Consider the following 16,159-nt stretch of genomic DNA (forward strand, 5'->3'; position numbering starts at 1 on the left):
GGACGACGAGGAGAGACACCGTGAACGACGAGACGAAGCGCCAGTACCTGGTCGTGGCCAACGACGAGGAGCAGTACTCCCTCTGGGAGGCGGCCCGGCCCGTTCCGGCCGGCTGGCACCCGCGGGGCGTGCGGGGCTCCCGCGAGGAGTGCCTGGCCCACATCGAGCGGGTGTGGACCGACATGCGCCCGCTCAGCCTGCGGCTGAGCACGGCCGGCTGACCCGACGACCGACGGACGCGCGCCGCCCGGCGCTCCGCTGCCGTGGAGCGCCGGGCGGCGCGCGTCTCCTCCCGAGGACCCGAGGAAGGGACCGCAATGAACCCACGAACGTTCTCGCCCTCCTGGCACAAGGCACCGCTGGCGGCCCTCGTCGCCGTCGCCGGCGTGTCCGCGCTGGGGATGGCGGCGACCCTGGTCGCCGTGCCCTGGTTCGTCCTGCACCGCACCGGCAGCGGCACCTGGACCGGCCTGGTCGCTGCCGCCGAGACCGCGGGCCTGCTCTGCTCGGCCGTGCTGGCGGGCCCGGTGGTCGACCGGTTGCAGGCCAGGGCCGTCAGCGCGGGCGCGGACCTGCTGACCGCGGCGGCGCTCGCCCTGATCCCGCTGCTGCACGCCCTGGACGCGCTGGCGCTGCCGGTGCTCGTCGTCCTGGCCTTCGTCGTGGGGGCCGCCCGCGGCCCCGCGGAGACCGCGCGCCAGGTGCTGCTGCCCGCCGCCGTGGAGCGGGCCTCGGTCACGATGGAGGCGGGCACCGGCGCGGTCGAGGCGGCCCGCAGGATCGGCCTGATGACCGGAGCGCCGCTCGCGGGCCTGCTCATCGCCGTCATGGGCCCGGTGCGCACCCTGTGCACCGACGTGGGCGCCGCCCTGCTGTGCTGTGTGCTGGTGGTGGCGCTGCTGCCGTCCGGGCCGCGACCGGCCGGGCAGGACGGCCGGGACGGTCCGGGCGGGGCCGTCGCCTCGTACCTGGCGGACCTGCGGGCGGGCTGGGCGTACCTGGGCGGCGACCGGCCGGTGCGGGCGGTGGCGGCGGTGCTGCTGGTGACCAACGCGCTGGACGGCGCGCTCAACGGGGTGCTCTATCCGGCGTACGGGACCCAGGTGCTGCGCAGCAGCGGGCTGTTCGGGGCGATGGTCACCGCGATCGGGGCGGGTGCCCTGCTCGGGGCGGCCGTGTACGGCCGGATCGGGCGCCGGCTTCCGCGCCGGACGCTGTTCGTCGGCGGGTTCCTCCTGGTCGGCGCGGTGCGCTGCGCGACGCTGGCCGTCGGGCCACCGCCCTGGGCGCTGCTGCCGCTGCTCGCCCTGACGGGTCTGGGGTCGGGGGTGCTCGCTCCGCTGATGATGTCCGTCGCCTACGAGCGGGTGCCGGAGGCGGTGCGCGGGCGGGTCTTCGGCATGCTCACGGCCTGCGCCCTGGCGGCCACTCCGCTGGGCATGCTGGCGGCGGGCCCGGTGCTGGACGGCTGGGGGGTGACCCGGGCGCTGGTGGCGACCGGTGTGGTCTACCTCGGGGTCACGGTGGCGCCCCTGGTGTTCCCCGTGTGGCGGGAGTTGGACGCGCCGCCCTCTCCCCGGGCTCCGCATGACGACCGTTATGCACGGGATAGGGAGGTTTGCCACCCCTCACTTTAGGGACAGGCAGCTTGATGAGCGGCCGAACGGATCGCCGTGGGGTGGCCGTGGCGGCAGGGTTGGTCCTGCACGACAACGACCGAAGGCCCGGTACGACACAACCGGGCCCGCACACCACCGACTTGCTGGGGGAACAGCATGACGAAGCGTCTCGTACTGACCGTGGCCACCGCGACCGCCGCCTTCGCCGCCGCCCTGACGGGCACCGCGGCGAACGCCCTGCCCGACGGGGCCGGCACCCGGGTCACGGCGGGCGACCGCCCCGCGGTGGTCGTCCCGGTGACGACCACCACGACGACGAGCGGCTCGGGTCGGCCGAAGCCCCCGACGGACACCTCCTGGGGCGGCGGCCCGGGGCAGCGAGAGGTCCAGTAGGACGAACGGACCGGCCAGACGAACGGACCGGTGAAACGCACGGAACGAGGCGCCCTGGTGGACGCCTCGTTCCGTGCGTGAGGGGCAGGACAGGAAGGCCTCCCCTCAGTCCGTCGCCGACCGCTCCGGTCCCTCCGGCCCGTCCGGGTGGAGCACGACGGCCGTCCAGCGGGCGACGGGGGTGGGCTCGGCGGCGCGCGACCAGCCGTCGGGGACGTACAGCACCTCGCCCGCGCGCAGGCGGTAGCGGAGCGAGGCGTCCCGGCCGTCCTCGCCGGATCCGACGACGCTCCAGGTGGTCGCGCCCGCCATCTGGTGGACCAGCAGGTGCCCGTGCGGGACGCCGGCCGGGGCCGGGCGGGCGCCGAGGCCCGTCGCCGCGGCGATCTGGGCGGCGAGCAGCTCCACGTCAGGATCCGCTACACCGCTCTCCGCCCCGTCCCCGACGAGCGGATGGTCGTGTTCCGGCCACAGGACGCCGGGGGCGCGTCCGAGGTGGAGCGCGACGAAGAGGGCCACCTCCCGCAGGTGGTCCCCGGCCGGGCCGGCGGGTCCGCCGGCCGGCCGGACCCCGGGATCCCCTTGCGGAAGCCCCGCCGCTGGCCCGTCGACCGGCATGTTCATCCTGCGCCCCTCAATCCGTGCACGGCTCGCCGACGCACCGCGTCCGCCGTGCGTGCCGGATCGCGTGTGCCGCGATCCCGTCGGGGAAGCATCGTTCATCGCACCCGATGCATACCAGCCACGGAAACGCGTTCCCCGAAACCCGTGACACACGCGGTCGCCCCGGCCGGCGCGGGCGACGGGAGCGACGGGACGCCGACGGATCGCGCCGGCGCGGGGCGCGGCGGATCAGTCCGCGGCGGTCTCCCCGGCCGGCCCCGCGCCCCCGGGGTCGTCGAGGAGTCCTCGCGTCGCCGCGGCGACCCCCGCCTGGAAGCGGCTTCCGGCGCCGAGTTCCTCCATGATGTCGGCGATGTGCCGGCGCGCGGTGCGCAGGGACATGCCGAGCCGCCGCGCGATGGCCTCGTCCTTCAGTCCGGCCGCGAGGAGCCGGATGATCGTCTCGTGGATCTCGCGGGCGACCTCCTCCAGGCCCTGGCCGACGGCGTTGGAGAAGGGGGTGGCGTGGTCCCAGGCCTGCTCGAAGATGTCGCAGAGGTAGGCGACGGTGGCGGGCTCGCGGATCACCACGGCGCCCCAACTGCCGTCGGGCACCGGGATGAAGGCGAGTTCGCGGTCGAACGCGATGAGCCGGCCGAAGAGTTCGTGCGCGGTGCGGTACTGCGCGCCGAGCGCGGAGGCGGCGGCGACGTACGCCTGGCTGGGGCCGTTGAAGCGGGCGGTGTGGTGGTAGAGGCTGCGGATGGAGATGCCCCGCCTCAGCATGGCCTCGTCCCGCCGCAGCGCCTCCTGCATCGCCTCGGGCACCCTGCTGCCGCCGCCGGGCTGGCTGGTGAGGACCTCCAGGCGGCACCGGTCCGAGGCGCGGTTGAGCGCGCCGCGCACGTCCTCGACGTTCTCCAGCACTTCCAGCGCCTCGCCCACGGAGCGGCGCTGGAGGTAGCGGGGCATGAAGCGCCCCAACTCCTCGCGGATGCCGCTGATCTCCCGCTGACGCGTGCGGATCTCCTCCTCCAGCGGCGCGGCGAGCCTGGACGCGGCGGTGTCCGGCGCCACCGCGAAGGCCACGGAGTCGTCCTCCGGGCTGCGGTGCAGCAACTGGGCGCCGAGCAGGCGCTCCACGCTGAGCCGGACCTCCTGCGCGGTGCGGCCGGTCCCCGCGGCGACGGCGTCCGCCTCGATCGTGCGGTGCTGGAGCACCCAGCCGTAGACGTCGAGATCTACGTCGTCATCCGTGCCGTCGCCCGTGCCGTCGCCCGTGTCGTCGTCCGCACCGTCGTCCGCGCCATCGAGATCGGACAACACCTTTGCCCCATTTTGCATGCCTTCACCCCGGGTCGCTTTGCTGCCAGGCACCTTGGTGAGGCGCCCGCCCCCTGGCGTCAGCATAAGCAAGCGGAAAGGCTGCTCATGAGCAGCCTCGGCGGCGCGTCGGCTCGCGGAACGCCGCCATGAACATCCGAAGGAGCACAGTGGATACCGGACTTTCCTCGAAGGAAACCCTGTCGAGAACGTTTTCAGCCGTAACGGTTCCCGTCGCCGTCCGGGAGTCCGCGCCCGTCCCGCCGGAGTCCGTCATGTCCGGCGACACCCTGTCGGACCTCGCGCTCTCGCCCCGCGAGCAGGAGGTCCTGGTCCACCTCGCGCAGGGGTGCACGTACCGGATCATCGCCCGTCGCATGGGGCTCAGCCCGCACACGGTCGACACCTACGTGCGCCGGCTGCGCGGCAAGACCGGCCTGGTCAACCGCATCCAACTGGCGCACCTGGCGTTCCGGCTGGGGTACGGCCCCGGCTACTGAACCGGGGCCCCGGGCCCGGCTCCGTCCTCGGTCCCGGCCCCGGCCCCGTCGAAGGTTCGCATGCGCCGCAGGGGCGAGCACAGCAGGATCAGCGGGGTGGCCGTCAGCCCGGCCGTCAGGATCCACAACGCGTCGCGCACGCCCACCAGTTCGCCGAGGGCACCGGCCAGCAGGCCGCTCACCGGCAGCACTCCCCACACCAGGAACCGCATGGTGGCGGTCATCCGGCCGAGCAGGTGCGGCGGGCAGACGGTCTGCCGGTAGGCGACCTGGCAGATGTTGTACGTGGTCACGCCCGCCGACTGCACGAGGGCGCCCAGGACGAACAGGCCCGTCCGCCAGCCCTGTTCGGCCAGCGGCAGCAGCAGGCCGAAGGGCATGGCGGCGAGCAGGGACAGCCAGGTCAGGCGGGCCGCGCCCAGCCACCGGGAGAGGCGCCGCGTGACGAGCGCGGCGAGGACGGAGCCGAGCGCGGCCGTGGCGAGGAGCCAGCCGACCGCCGCGGGCGGCAGGCCCACGGTGCGGGTCAGGAACAGCGTCTCCAGGGCGAAGATCCCGCTGAGGAAGAGGTTGACCGAGGCCGTACCGAGCGCGATCACCCGCAGCACGCGGTGGCGCAGGACGTGGTGCAGCCCCTCCCTGATCTCCGGCAGGAGGCCGCCGTGCCCGGAGGGTCGCGGGGCGGGCCGTTCCTCCCGCGCCTCGATGCGGCCCAGGAGGGCCGCGGAGGCGAGGGAGGTGACGGCCTGTCCGGCCAGGGTGCCGACCGGGCCCAGGAGCTGTACGAGGAAGCCCGCCGCGCCCGGGCCGGCCAGTTCCGTGCCCGACCGCACGGTCTCCAGGCGCGAGTTGCCCTCGATGAGGCTCGACCGGCCGACCAGGGAGGGGAGATAGCTCTGGTCGGCCACGTCGCCGAACAGGCGCGCGCAGCCGAGGAGCAGGGCGACGGCGTACAGCAGCGTCATGGAGCCGGCGTCCAGCAGCCAGGCCACGGGCACGGCGGTGAGCAGCACGGCCCGCGCCAGGTCGGCGGCGATCATGACGTCGCGGCGGCGCATCCGGTCGACCCAGGCGCCGGCGGGCAGTCCGAGCAGCAGGAACGCCGCGCTCTCGGCGGCGACGAGCGCGCCGGCCTGCCACGCCGAGGCGTTCAGGGTGAGCACGGCCGTCAGGGGCAGGGCCACGTACGTGATGCTGCCGCCCAGTTCGTTGCAGACGTGCGAGGCCATGAAGCGGCGGAAGTCGCGCCGCTGCCGCGGGGTGGGCGCGGCGCCGTCCGGCGGGGAGGGGGCGACCGCGTCGGCGGCGGGATCGGGGGCGGCGGTGGGCTGGGACACGGGGTTCCTTGTCTGCTGGGCGGGCGGCGGCGGGTCCGGCGGGGCGGATCCGCTCAGGGGGCGGGGGGCAGGGCGGGCCCGGCCGTGAACGGGTCGGGCAGGGCGCGCACGTCGAGCTTGCCGCCCGGGGTGCGCGGCAGTGCGGGCAGGACGCACGTCCGGGCCGGGACGAGGTGGCCGGGCACCCGCGCGGCCACGTGCCGCCGCAGCGCCTCGCCGTCCAGGGCCCGCCCGAGGGCGGCGGCGACGTAGGCCACCACGCGCGGCTCGCCCCGGTGCGGCACGGCGCGGGCGACGACGTCCACCACGTCCGGGTGGGCGGCGACGGCCGTCTCGACCTCCTTGAGCTCCACGCGGTGCCCGCGGATCTTGACCTGGTCGTCGGTGCGGCCGAGGAAGCGCAGGGTGCCGTCGGACGCCCGCCGGACCCGGTCCCCCGTGCGGTACATGCGTTCGCCGGGGGCGGCGAACGGGTCGGCGACGAACCGTTCGGCGGTCAGGGCGGGCCGGCCGTGGTAGCCGCGGGCCAGGCAGGGCCCGGCGAGGTACAGCTCGCCCGCCTCGTCGTCCGCAGCGGGTTCCATCGCCCCGTCCAGGACGTAGGCCCGTACGCCGTCGAGGGGCAGCCCGAGCGGGATGACCTCGTCGGTGGAGCCGGTGGAACCGGCGGGGCCGGTGGAGCCAGTGGAATCGGTGGAGCCGGTGGGCGGTCCCGGGCGGGTCTCGTGGCAGGTGGCCGTGATCGTCGACTCGGTGAGGCCGTAGGCGCTGGTCACGGGCGGTCCGCCGGCCGCGTACCAGCGGTCCAGGTCCGCGGTGCGGCCCGCGTCGCTGCCGATCACCACGTGGCGCAGGGCGGGCGGCAGCGGCCGGGGGCGGCGTGCGAGGTCCTTGGCCCACTGGGCCCAGTAGGGGGTGGGCAGGTTGACGAGGGTGACGTGCCGCCGGGCGAGGAAGGGCTCCAGTTCGGCGGGCGGGGCCAGGTTGTCGTCGACGAACACGGCCGTGCCGCCCGTGCACCAGGTCGGCAGGGCCTCCTCCAGCGACACGTCGAAGGCGGGCGCGGCGAACTGGAGCACGCGGTCGGCGGCGGTCAGGCCGTAGCGCGCGGCGAGCGCGGCGGTCTGCCGGGCCAGGCCGGCGTGGCCGACGGCGACCGGTTTGGGCCTGCCGGTCGAGCCGGAGGTGAACAGGACGTAGGCGAGCGAGCCCGGTGCGACGGCGGCCGGTTCCGCGGCGGTGTCCGGGGCGTCGCCCCGGGTGCCGGCCCAGAAGAGCTCCCCGCCGGACCGGCGGCGCAGCGCGGCCGCGGCCGTATGTCCGGTGACGACCGCGTACCGGGTGCCGGCGGCGTCGAGGAGCGTCCGCAGCCGCTCCTCGGGGGCGGCCGGGTCGACGAGCAGCGGCGCGGCGCCGGCGTACCAGGCGCCCAGGACGGCCACCGCCCAGTCGGCGCCCCGGTCCGTGCCGACGAGCACGGTGTCCTCCGGGCCCGCGCCGGCCGCGCGCAGTTCCCCGGCCACGGCCCGGGCCCGGCGGTCGAACGTGCGGTAGGTCAGCTCGCCCTCGGGGGCGCTGACGGCGGTGGCGTCGGGTGTCCGGGCGGCCTGCCGGGCGATGCGCAGGGGGACCGGGGTGTCGTCGGGGGTCACGGGGTTCTGCCTCCGGGTCGGTGCGGTCGGGCGGGGGTCAGGCACGGTCGCGGGCGCGCGGGCGCAGCGCCGGGCGGGCCGGGGCGGGGGCGGTCGCCGCCGCGAGGCGGGCGGCGACGCCGGCCGGGGTGGGGGTCTCGAAGAGGTCGCGGATGGTCAGGTGGGCGCCGAGTTCGGCGCGCAGCCGTCCGGTGAGCCGGGTGGCGAGCAGGGAGTGGCCGCCGTGGGCGAAGAAGTCGTCGTCGGGTCCGGCGGCGGCGATGCCGAGGACCGCGGCGAAGACGGCGCAGACCGCCTCCTCGGCGGCGTTCGCCGCGGTGCGTCCGGCGGGGCGCGCGAGGTCCGCGGGGTCGGGCAGCGCCTTGCGGTCGATCTTGCCGTTGGTGGTCAGCGGCAGGACGGGCAGCGCGAACAGCAGCGAGGGCACCATGTGGTTCGGCAGGGCCTGGACGAGCGCGGCGCGGACGTCGTCGGCACCGGTCCCGCCGGTGAACCAGCCGACGAGCCGCTGCTGTCCGGCGCCGTCGCGGTCCACGGTGACCACCGCGTCCCCGACGCCCGGCACGGCCCGCAGCGCGGTCTCGACCTCGCCGAGTTCGATGCGGTTGCCGCGGACCTTGACCTGGTGGTCCTGGCGTCCGAGGAAGTCCAGTTGGCCGTCCGCCCGCAGCCGGGCCAGGTCGCCGGTGCGGTACATCCGGGCGCCGGGCTCGTCCGCGAACGGGTCGGGGACGTAGCGCTCGCTGCTGCGGCGGGGCTCGTTGAGGTAGCCGGGCCCCACGCCGGTGCCGGCGATGAAGAGTTCGCCGGGCACGCCGGGCGGTACGGGCGCCAGGGAGGGGTCGAGGACGTAGAGCCGGTTGTTGCGCAGCGGCCGGCCGACCGGCAGGCGGCCCTGTTCCAGGAGGCCGTGCACGTCCCGGCCGACGGCGGCGTGGGTGCTGTCGTCCGAGCACTCGGTGAGTCCGTAGGCGTTGACGATCGCCGCGTCCGGGTGGCGGTCGTACCAGCGGACGCACAGGTCGGGCGGCAGAACCTCGCCGTTGACGACGAACCGGCGCAGCGCCGGGAGCGCGGGCCGCCGCACGCCGGAGTCCCACAGGTCGAGGGCGGCGCGCACGAAGGAGGGGACGGTCTCCATGACGGTGGTGCCGTGCCGGGCGACGGCGGCGAAGAGGGCGTCGGGGTCGCGGGCGGTGTCGCGGGAGACCAGGTGGACGCGGCCGCCGGTGATCAGCGGGGCGAGCATCTGCCACACGGAGATGTCGAAGGTGAGCGGCGCGTTCATCACCACGCGGTCGTCGGCGGTGAGCCCCAGGTCCTCGATCTTGGCGAGCAGGTGGTTGTTCATGCCGCGCCGGTGGACCATGGCGCCCTTGGGGCGGCCGGTGGATCCGGAGGTGAAGCACACGTAGGCCAGGGCGTCGCGTCCGCCGCCGTCCCGGGGCGGCCGTCCGGACGGGCGGTCCGCGCCGTCGTCGTCGAGCACCAGGACGCGCACGGGGTGCCCGGTGGCCGCGGCGATCTCCCGGGCGCGCTCGCGCTGTTCGGGGGCGGTCAGGAGCCACGGCACTCCCCCGGCGGTGAGCAGCGCGGCGGTGCGCGGGACCGGTCCGTCGGGGTCGAGCGGTACGTAGGCGGCTCCGGCGCCGAGGGCGGCGAGGAACGCGACCGGGGTGCGGGCCGTCGGCTCGCCGAGGACCGCGACGAGGTCGCCGTCCGCCACGCCCTCCGTCCGCAGCCGTCCGGCCAGGGCGTCGGCGCGGGCGACGAGGGCGGCGTAGGTGAGCGCGCGGCCCTCCTCGTCGGTCACCGCGACGGCGTCCGGCCGCAGTGCGGCCCGGTGCCGCACGCGGTCCACGACCTCGGCGTACTCCTCGTCGCGGGCGGTGTCGTTGAACTCCACCAGGACGCGGCGCCGTTCGGCCGGTGACAGCAGGTCCACGGCTCCGGCCGGGCGGGACGGGTCGTCGGCCACGGCTTCGAGGAGGCGGACGAGGCGGTCGAGCAGGGCCTGCGCGTCGGCGGTGTCGAAGGCGTCCGGGCGGTGGTCGATCTGGAGGCGCAGCCGGTCGCCGGGGATCGCGGTCAGGGTGAGGGGGTAGTGGGCGGCGTCGTGCGGGTCGACGGCGGTGACGCGCAGGTCGCCGGCCGACAGGGCGGCGAGGCCGGCGGCGTCCACGGGATAGTTCTGGAAGGCCACGCAGGAGTCGAACAGCTCGCCGGCGCCGGCGGTGCGCTGGATCTCGGTCAGTCCGAGGTGGTGGTGCTCGATCAGCCGGGCCTGCTCGTCCTGGAGCCGGGTGAACAGCCCGGTCAGGGGCTCGGTGCGGTCGACGCGGACGCGTACCGGCACGGTGTTGATGCACAGGCCCACGATGTCGGCGACGCCCGGCAGTTCGGCGGGGCGTCCGCTGACGACGGCGCCGAAGACCACGTCGTCGGAGCGGAGCCGGTTGGCGAGCAGCAGCGCCCACGAGCCCTGGAGGAGGGTGCCCGGGGTGATCCGGTGGGCGCGGGCGAGGGCGGTCAGCCGGTCGGTGAGCTCGGGGGTGAGGACGGTCTCCACGCGATGCGGCAGCAGCGCGGAGGGGCCGGAGACCGGTGCGGTGCGGCTGCCGCCGGCCAGCCCCGCCAGGGCCTGTCCCCAGGCGTCGCGGGCCGCGTCCGCGTCACGGGCGCCGAGCCAGTCGAGGAACGAGGCGTACGGGGTGACCGGGGGCAGCGCGGCGCCCTCGGGGCCGGCGTCGTGCAGGGCGAGCAGCTCGCGCACGAGCACCGGCCAGGACCAGCCGTCGAGGACGATGTGGTGGTACGTCAGGAGCAGCCGGTGGCCGAGCGGTCCGGTGCGCAGCAGGGTGAGGCGGAGCAGCGGCGGCCGCGTCAGGTCGAAGCGCCGGGCCCGGTCCTCGGCGAGCAGCGTCCGTACGGCGTCGGCCTGTCCTTCCTCGTCCAGTGCGGACAGGTCCCGCTCCTCCCACGGCACCCGCGCGTCGCGCCGGACGACCTGGGCGGGCTCGCCGGAGGCGCGGCGCAGGAATCCGGCGCGCAGGACGGCGTGGCGGGCCAGTACGGCGTCGGCGGCAGCGCGCAGCCGTTCGGCGTTCAGCGGGCCGGACAGGTCGAGCAGGAGCTGCGCCACGTAGACGTCGCGCTCGCGCTCGTCGAACAGGGCGTGGAAGAGGATGCCCTCCTGGAGGGGCGAGAGCGGCAGGACGTCCTCGACCTTGGAGGCGGTCGCGGTTCCGGAGGGCGGGGGAACGGCCGGGGCGGGGTGGACGGGCGAGGGGGCGGACGGGGTACGGCTCACGGTGTTTCCCTGGGATCGGTGGGACGGGTGGTGGTGGCGGTCCGGTCAGGCGCGGGCGGCGCGGCGGGCCCGGCGTACGACCGGGGGTTCGTCGGCGGGAGCGGTCCCGGCGGCCGTCACGGACTGGGCGAGGCCGGCCACCGTGGGTCCCGCGAAGAACGCCCGCACGGTGACGGCGGCGCCGAGCAGGGAGCGCACCTCCGCGAGGAGGCGGGTGGCGAGCAGGGAGTGCCCGCCGAGGGCGAAGAAGTCGTCGTGGACGCCGACGCGTTCCACGCCGAGCAGTCGTTCCCACAGGGCGGCGAGCGCGCGTTCGGTGGCGTCGCGCGGCGCCTGGTGGGACCGTTCCCCGGCGGCGGGGCCGGGGGCGGGCAGGGCGGCCGTGTCGATCTTGCCGTTGGGGGTGACCGGGAAGCGGTCGAGCACGGTGACCGTGAGGGGGACCGTCCAGTCGGGCAGTTCGCCCCGCAGGTGGGCGCGCAGCGCGGCGGGGTCGGGGCGTCGGCCCTCGGCGGGCACCGCGTAGCCGGCGAGCACGGGCCCCGCGGGGGTCGGCACGACGGTGACCGCGGCCCGGCCGACGTCCGGGTGGCCCGCCAGGACGTTCTCGACCTCGCCCGGTTCGATGCGCATCCCGCGGATCTTGATCTGCCGGTCGGCGCGTCCCAGGTACTCGACGCGGCCGTCCCGCGCCCAGCGGGCGAGGTCGCCGGTGCGGTACATCCGGGTGCCCGGCGGTCCGTACGGGCAGGCGGTGAAGCGTTCGGCGGTGAGTCCGGGCCGTCCCAGGTAGCCCCGGGCCAGTCCGGCGCCGGCGACGTACAGCTCGCCGGTGACGCCGGGCGGGACGGGGGCGAGGCGGTCGTCGAGGACGTGCAGCCGGGTGCCGTCCAGGGGGCGTCCGACGGGCACCTGTCCGGCCGGGTCGTCGTCCCCGGGGGCCAGCGGGAAGAGGGCGGCGAAGGTGGTGGTCTCGGTGGGGCCGTACGCGTTGGTCACGGTGGTGTCGGGGCAGTGCGCCCGGACCCGGCGGACGGCGGCCGGGGAGGCGGCCTCGCCGCCGGTCATCACCTCGCGCAGGGTACCGAGCCGCTCCGGGCAGCGGTCGGCCAGTTCGTTGAAGAGCGTGGCCGTGAGGAAGGTGCCGGTGACCCGCCGGTCGCCGATGAGCCGGGCGAGGCCGGGGACGTCCAGGTCGCCGGGCGGGGCCACGACCACGAGGCCGCCGGTGAGCAGGGGCACCCACAGCTCGTAGGTGGAGGCGTCGAAGGCGTGCGGGGAGCGGAACAGGACGCGGTCGTGGGCCCCGCCGCGCCAGTGTCCGTCCAGGGCGAGGGCGACGACCTCGCGGTGGGCCACGGCGACGCCCTTGGGCGTGCCGGTGGAGCCGGAGGTGTACATCACGTAGGCGAGGCCGTCGGGGTGCCCGGGGGCGAGGGCCGCGGTCCCGTCGTGGGCGGTGGTGCCGGCGGTTCCCTCCGCGCCGAAACGGAGGACGTGGCGGACGCCGAGGCCGTCGGTGTCCGTGCCCGGGTCGGTGACGAGGACCGTCGCCCCCGCGCCGGACACGACCGCCGCCGAGCGGGCGCGCGGTGCGCGGGCGTCGAGCGGCAGGTAGGCCGCCCCGGCCTTCAGTACGCCGAGGCAGGCGGCGATCAGCTCGACGGAGCGGTCCATGAGGAGGGCGACGGTGTCGCCGGGCCGCACCCCCGCGGCGGCGAGGCGGGCGGCCGTCCGGTCGGCGAGGGCGTCGAGGGCGCCGTAGCTCGTCTCCCGGTCGCCGCAGACGGCGGCGGTGCGCTCGGGGTGGGCGGCGGCCCGCTGTGCGAACAGGGCGTGCACGGTGGTGTCGTGGGGCGCGGCCGGCGCGCCCTGCCAGTCCTCGGCGACGGCGGCGCGCTCGTCGGGCGTCAGCAGGTCGTGCGCGGCGACCGGGGCGGCGGGGTCGGCGGCGACCGCGTCGAGGAGGAGGACGAGGCGGTCCAGGAGCCGCCGGGCGGTGTCGGCGTCGAACAGGTCGGTGGCGTATTCGAGGGTGAGCCCGATGCCGGCCGGCCGGTCGGCGGCGTCGGAGCGTTCGTCGACCTCGAGGGTGAGGTCGAACTTGGCCGTGGGGGTGCGCACGGCGTCCGTCCGCGTCCGCAGGCCCGGCAGGACGGGCTCGCCGCCCGTGTCCCGGCGGCCGGCGACCGCGATCTGGAAGAGGGGGTGGCGGCCGGGTGCGCGGGGCGGGTTGAGCCGCTCCACCAGGGCGTCGAAGGGCACGTCCCGGTGGGCGTGGGCGTCCAGGGCGGCGTCGCGGACCCGGTCGAGCAGGTCGGTGAACGCGGGGTCGCCCGAGGTGTCGGCCCGTACCACGACGGTGTCGACGAAGAGGCCCACGAGGTGTTCGAGCGCCTCGTCGTCGCGGCCGTCGACCGGGCAGCCGAGGGCGAGGTCCGTGCCCGCGCCCAGGCGGGTGAGCAGGGCGGCGAACGCGGCCTGGACGGTCATGAAGACGGTGGCGCGCCGGTCGCGGGCGAGGCCGGCGAGGCGGGCGTGCGCGGGGGCGCCGGTCCCGGCGGTGACGACCGCGCCGCGGTGGGAGGCCGTGGCGGGCCGCGGCCGGTCGGTGGGGAGGGTGTGCTCCTCGGGCAGGCCGGCCAGGGCGCGGGCCCGGTGGTCGAGCTGCCGGGCGTGCTCGGAGTCCGGGTCGTCGGGGTCGCCGAGGACGTCGTGCCGCCACAGGGCGTAGTCGGGGTACTGGACGGGGAGTTCGGGCCAGTCCGGTTCCCGGCCGGTGAGCCGGGCGGTGTAGGCGGCGGACAGGTCGCTCAGGAGGACGTCCAGGGAGGCGCCGTCGCCCGCGATGTGGTGCAGGACGAGCAGCAGGTGGTGGTCCCGGTCGCCGTCGGTGAACAGGTGGGCGCGCAGCGGTGGTTCGGCCGCGAGGTCGAAGGGCCGTGCCGCGGCCTCCCGGGCGCGGTCCGGGTGCTCGTCGGCGGGGGCGTCGGTGACGGCCGGGGCCCGGGCGGTGCCGGGGTCGAGGACGTGCTGGCGGGGGACGCCGTCCTCGTGGGGGAAGACGGTGCGCAGGGCCTCGTGCCGGTCAGTCACGTCCGCGAGGGCGGCGGTGAGGGCCGCGCGGTCGAGGTCGCCGCGCAGGCGCAGGCCCACCGGGATGTTGTGCAGGCCGCCGGGGTCGCCGTCGCGGCAGAGGAACCACAGGCGGCGCTGGGCGTGGGACAGGGGGATCACGGCAGTTCTCCGAACTGTGCTTCGAAGGCGTCGAGGTCGGCCTGGCCGAGGCCGGGCAGGGACACGTCGGACGGGGTGAGTCCGGCGGCGCCGGGCAGCGCCGCGTACCGCACGAGGGCGCGCAGCGCGGCGAACCACTCGTGGGCCAGGGCGTGGGCGCGGTCGTCGGGGCAGGCGTTGCCCGCCCAGGTCCAGGTGGCGCTGAGGGCGGGGCCGTCGGGGCCGTCGTGGGCGGCGGCGTTGACCTCGATCGCGTGGGCCATGGCCAGGCCGTCGTCGGACTCGTCCAGGGCGAGGTCGTGTCCGGGCGCGGCGGCCCAGTCGGCGTCGTCGCCCGTCGGGAAGCGGCCGAGGTAGTTGAAGCCGATCTCGGGGACGCCGAGGGCCGCGAGGGCGGGGCGGGTGCGGCTGTTGCCGTGGCGCAGCAGTCCGTGGCCGATGCCGTGGTCGGGGACCGCCCGCAGGGCCTCCTTGACCGTGCGCAGCACCTCCCCGGCGGCGGGGCCGCCCGACCGGGCGTCGTCGAGGTCGGGCCGGCCGAGGTCGAGGCGGACGGGGTGGACGATGGTGAACCAGCCGACGGTCCGGGACAGGTCGGGGGCGCCCGCGACGTCCTCGCGGCCGTGGCCCTCGACGTCGACCAGGACGGTGCCGCCGTCCGCCGGGCCGGTCACCGGGCGGCGCCAGGCGAGGACCGCGAGGGCGAGCCCGGTGAGCAGGACGTCGTTGACGGTGCCGTTGACGACGCCGGGCACGGCGGTGAGCAGGGGCCCGGCGACCTCCGGGGGCAGGGTGAGGGTGAGGCGGCGGTCCGCGCTCTCGGGGTCGAGCCGGTCCTGCGGGCAGACCCCGCCGAGGGGTTCGGGGGCGGGGCGCAGGGCCTCGGCCCACCCGGCCGCCTCCGTCATCCGGCGGCCGGAGGTGGCGTCGGCGGCGAGCAGGTCGGCCCAGTGCGCGAACGGCGTCGGCGCGGGTTCCAGGACGGGGTCCTCCCCCGCGGCGAGCCGTGCCCAGCACGCGCGCAGGTCGTCCTGGAGGATGCGCCAGGACACGCCGTCGACCACGAGGTGGTGCACGACGAGGGCCAGCCGGCCCTGCCGGTCCGGGCCGCGGTCGACGTGCACGGCGCGCAGCATGACGCCGTCCGCCGGGGACAGCGACCGCCGGGCGGCCGCGATCCGGCCGGTGGTGAGGGCCGGCAGGTCGGCGTCGGTGGCGCCGGGCGCGTGGACGTGCTCGACGAGGTCGTGCGCGTCGGTGCCGCCCGGCGGCGGGACGAGGCATCCGGCGGCGGCCGCGCCCGCCCCGCCGGGCACCGTGAGCCGCAGCATGTCGTGCGTGTCGAGGAGGGTCCGTACGACGCGGACGGCGTGCTCGGCGCGGAACCCGGCGGGGGTGCGGACGACGAGCGACTGGTGGTAGGTGTCGACGGGGCCTTCGAGCTCGCCGAGCCAGGCCATGATCGGGGTCGCGGTCAGCGGGCCGGTGCGGCGGGGGGGGTCCGCCGGGCCCTCGTCGGTGCCGGGGCCGTCCGCGGGGCGGGCGGCGGTGGCGAGTGCGGCGATGCTCTCGCCGCGCAGGACGTCGCGGGTGGTGAGCAGCAGCCCGGCGGTCCGGGCCCGGCTGACGACCTGGATGGCCTGGATGCTGTCGCCGCCGAGTTCGGTGAAGCCGTGCTCCGCCGCGACGGCGTCGACGGCCAGGCCCAGGACCTGGGCGATCAGGTGCCGGAGCGTGTCCACGGTGGCGTCCGGGAGGGCTCCTCCCCCGGCCGGGGTGCGGTCCGCCGGGGCCGCGCCGGCCGCCGGCGCGGGTGACGCGCCGGGGCCGGGCAGCAGGCGTACGGGCTCAGGCACGGGCCGGGTCCCCGGCGAGGGCCGCGACCAGGGACGCGGGCCGCATGTCGGTCCAGTTCCGCTCGACGAAGTCGAGGCAGTCCTGGCGGCCCTCCGGACCGTGGACCGTGGTCCAGCCGGCGGGGACGGGCAGGTCGGCGGGCCACAGCGAGTGCTGGAGCTCGTCGTTGCGGACGACCAGGTAGGCGGCGTCGTCGTTCTCGAAGGGGTTGCTCATGAGGGTTCTCCCGGTGGGGTGGAAGGGGACGCCGGACGGGTCCGTACGGCGCACGGAGGAAACGGAGGAAGGAGCCGGGGCCGGGGCCGGTCGGGCCGGCCGGTTGGTCGGG

At 76.6% G+C, this 16,159-nt stretch carries 12 protein-coding genes; 4 read left to right on the top strand and 8 right to left on the bottom strand.

Annotated elements, in window-relative coordinates:
* Positions 1-20: 20 nt before the first annotated feature.
* The 3 genes from ACFYNX_RS11445 to ACFYNX_RS11455 all read left to right on the top strand — a co-directional run bounded on the left by ACFYNX_RS11445 (position 21) and on the right by ACFYNX_RS11455 (position 2,012).
* Positions 21-221: an MbtH family protein gene (locus ACFYNX_RS11445; protein WP_388660262.1), complete on the top strand. Its 201-nt coding sequence runs from the start codon at positions 21-23 to the stop codon at positions 219-221.
* Positions 222-317: 96 nt separating this feature from the next.
* Positions 318-1,637 (top strand): MFS transporter, encoded by a 1,320-nt coding sequence (locus tag ACFYNX_RS11450; RefSeq protein WP_388660264.1) that lies wholly within the window; start codon positions 318-320, stop codon positions 1,635-1,637.
* A gap of 138 nt (positions 1,638-1,775) precedes the next feature.
* On the top strand, positions 1,776-2,012 hold the full coding sequence (locus ACFYNX_RS11455) for a hypothetical protein (protein WP_365542241.1): 237 nt from the start codon (positions 1,776-1,778) through the stop codon (positions 2,010-2,012).
* A 105-nt stretch (positions 2,013-2,117) separates the two neighbouring features.
* Here the strand turns inward: ACFYNX_RS11455 and ACFYNX_RS11460 are convergent, their stop codons facing one another.
* Both ACFYNX_RS11460 and ACFYNX_RS11465 read right to left on the bottom strand, forming a co-directional pair.
* On the bottom strand, positions 2,118-2,531 hold the full coding sequence (locus ACFYNX_RS11460; RefSeq protein ID WP_388660267.1) for a hypothetical protein: 414 nt from the start codon (positions 2,529-2,531) through the stop codon (positions 2,118-2,120).
* Between the two features lie 333 nt (positions 2,532-2,864).
* Positions 2,865-3,938, bottom strand: a complete 1,074-nt coding sequence (locus ACFYNX_RS11465) for a LuxR C-terminal-related transcriptional regulator (protein WP_388660270.1) — start codon at positions 3,936-3,938, stop codon at positions 2,865-2,867.
* A 275-nt stretch (positions 3,939-4,213) separates the two neighbouring features.
* Between ACFYNX_RS11465 and ACFYNX_RS11470 the strand changes: the two genes are divergently transcribed.
* Positions 4,214-4,438, top strand: coding sequence for a response regulator transcription factor (locus tag ACFYNX_RS11470; protein WP_388660273.1), 225 nt, complete (start codon positions 4,214-4,216; stop codon positions 4,436-4,438).
* Here ACFYNX_RS11470 and ACFYNX_RS11475 read toward each other — a convergent pair.
* The 6 genes from ACFYNX_RS11475 to ACFYNX_RS11500 are packed head-to-tail and all read right to left on the bottom strand — an operon-like array spanning position 4,432 to position 16,047.
* Complete coding sequence (locus ACFYNX_RS11475; protein WP_388660276.1) at positions 4,432-5,775, bottom strand: MFS transporter; 1,344 nt, start codon at positions 5,773-5,775, stop codon at positions 4,432-4,434. The genes ACFYNX_RS11470 and ACFYNX_RS11475 overlap by 7 nt on opposite strands.
* A gap of 53 nt (positions 5,776-5,828) precedes the next feature.
* On the bottom strand, positions 5,829-7,427 hold the full coding sequence (locus ACFYNX_RS11480; RefSeq protein ID WP_388660279.1) for an amino acid adenylation domain-containing protein: 1,599 nt from the start codon (positions 7,425-7,427) through the stop codon (positions 5,829-5,831).
* A 37-nt stretch (positions 7,428-7,464) separates the two neighbouring features.
* Entirely contained in the window at positions 7,465-10,737 is a 3,273-nt protein-coding gene (locus ACFYNX_RS11485) for an amino acid adenylation domain-containing protein (RefSeq protein ID WP_388660282.1), read from the bottom strand.
* 45 nt (positions 10,738-10,782) lie between these two features.
* Positions 10,783-13,974 (bottom strand): amino acid adenylation domain-containing protein, encoded by a 3,192-nt coding sequence (locus ACFYNX_RS11490; RefSeq protein WP_388660285.1) that lies wholly within the window; start codon positions 13,972-13,974, stop codon positions 10,783-10,785.
* Entirely contained in the window at positions 13,971-15,830 is a 1,860-nt protein-coding gene (locus tag ACFYNX_RS11495; RefSeq protein ID WP_388660288.1) for a condensation domain-containing protein, read from the bottom strand. Before ACFYNX_RS11495 ends, ACFYNX_RS11490 begins: the two co-directional genes overlap by 4 nt.
* Entirely contained in the window at positions 15,823-16,047 is a 225-nt protein-coding gene (locus ACFYNX_RS11500) for an MbtH family protein (RefSeq protein ID WP_365542259.1), read from the bottom strand. The genes ACFYNX_RS11495 and ACFYNX_RS11500 overlap by 8 nt, the downstream gene beginning before the upstream one ends.
* Positions 16,048-16,159 lie beyond the last annotated feature (112 nt).

The sequence above is a fragment of the Streptomyces sp. NPDC007872 genome, from assembly GCF_042868165.1.
Taxonomy (GTDB): domain Bacteria; phylum Actinomycetota; class Actinomycetes; order Streptomycetales; family Streptomycetaceae; genus Streptomyces.

What these genes read in the sequence shown, in the direction of transcription:
- ACFYNX_RS11450 (WP_388660264.1), top strand. Translation starts at nt 318, where the DNA reads ATGAACCCACGAACGTTCTCGCCCTCCTGGCACAAGGCACCGCTGGCG.
- ACFYNX_RS11455 (WP_365542241.1), top strand. Translation starts at nt 1,776, where the DNA reads ATGACGAAGCGTCTCGTACTGACCGTGGCCACCGCGACCGCCGCCTTC.
- ACFYNX_RS11470 (WP_388660273.1), top strand. Translation starts at nt 4,214, where the DNA reads ATGTCCGGCGACACCCTGTCGGACCTCGCGCTCTCGCCCCGCGAGCAG.
- ACFYNX_RS11500 (WP_365542259.1), bottom strand. Translation starts at nt 16,047, where the DNA reads ATGAGCAACCCCTTCGAGAACGACGACGCCGCCTACCTGGTCGTCCGC.